The organism is Streptomyces alkaliphilus (genome assembly GCF_014141535.1).
Classification (GTDB): Bacteria; Actinomycetota; Actinomycetes; order Streptomycetales; family Streptomycetaceae; genus Streptomyces; species Streptomyces alkaliphilus.
Map to the genome: position 1 here is coordinate 1 of NZ_VKHT01001170.1, position 1395 is coordinate 1395.

Genomic DNA, 1395 nt, shown 5'->3' on the forward strand with positions numbered 1-1395 from the left:
GCCCCGGGACGGCGCGGCCGGATTCCCGGTCTGCCCCTGCCCGACCGCTGCGCCGTGATGGGCGTGGTCAACGTCACTCCCGACTCCTTCTCCGACGGCGGACGCTGGTTCGACCCCGAGACCGCCGTCAAGCGCGGCCTGGACCTCGCGGCGCAGGGCGCCGACCTCGTGGACGTGGGCGGCGAGTCCACCCGCCCTGGCGCCCGCCGGGTCGACGAGGACGAGGAACTGCGCCGGGTCGTGCCCGTGGTACGGGACCTGGCAGCGGAGGGCCTGCTCGTCAGCGTCGACACCATGCGCGCGTCGGTGGCACGACGGGCGGTGGAGGCCGGGGCCCACCTGGTCAACGACGTCAGCGGCGGCCGGGCCGACGACGCGATGGTGCCGTTCGTGGCGGAGGCCCGGGTCCCCTTCGTGGTCATGCACTGGCGCGGGCAGAGCATCGACATGAACGATCGCGCCGAGTACGCCGACCCCGTCGCCGAGGTGATCGCCGAACTGCGCGAGAGCCTCGATCGGGCCGTGGCCGGCGGCATCGACCCCCACCACGTGGTGGTCGACCCCGGCCTCGGCTTCGCCAAGCGTGCCGAGCACGACCTGGCGCTCATCGCCGCCCTCGGCCGCCTGCGCGCCGAACTGCCGCACCCCGTGCTGGTCGCGGCCTCCCGCAAGCGGTTCCTCGGGCGGGTGCTGGCCGGCCCGGACGGTGATCCGCCGCCCGCCCGGGAACGGGACGCGGCCACCGCCGCCGTGACCGCACTGGCCGCCCGGGCCGGCGCGTGGGCGGTACGGGTGCACGAGGTACGCGCCAGTGCCGACGCGGTTCGCGTGGCACGCGCCCTCGAGGGGTACGCGGGATTCGCGGATCATCCCGGATCCGCGGAGTCCGCGGGAGGTGGGTCGGCGTGAGCGGTGCCCGTACCGACATCGAGGCCGTCCAGGCCGCCAACACCGCGCTGTACGACGCGATCGAGCGCGGCGACCTGGAGGCCATGGCCGACAGTTGGATGGACGACCGCGTCAGCGTCGTGCACCCCGGCTGGCCGGTGCTCAGCGGCCGGGCGGAGGTGCTGCGCTCCTACGCCCTGATCATGGCCGGTACCGAGTACATCCAGTTCATCCTCACCGACGTGGAGGTGTCCGTCTCCGGCGACACCGCCCTGGTCACCTGCACCGAGAACATCCTCAGCGGCGGACCGAGGGAGGAGGACGGCTCCACCGGCCCCCTGGTCGGCGGTGTGGTGGCGGCCACCAACGTCTTCCGCCGCACGCACGACGGGGCGTGGAAGGTGTGGGCACACCACTCCTCGCCGATCATCGTGGAAGAGGAGGAGGACGCCGAGGAGAGCGTCGGCCCGGATGGGCCGATCGAACCCCCCGGCCCCGACGACCCCC

Annotated in this window: 2 protein-coding genes; both read left to right on the forward strand. The window is 74.1% G+C overall.

The features are described 5' to 3' along the window. Positions 1–21 precede the first annotated feature (21 nt). Positions 22–909, forward strand: coding sequence for a dihydropteroate synthase (folP, locus tag FNQ90_RS23185; protein ID WP_182608134.1), 888 nt, complete (start codon positions 22–24; stop codon positions 907–909). Further along, the coding region (locus tag FNQ90_RS23190; RefSeq protein ID WP_143624819.1) for a nuclear transport factor 2 family protein at positions 906–1395 on the forward strand (490 nt) is incomplete at its 3' end. The genes folP and FNQ90_RS23190, both read left to right, overlap by 4 nt.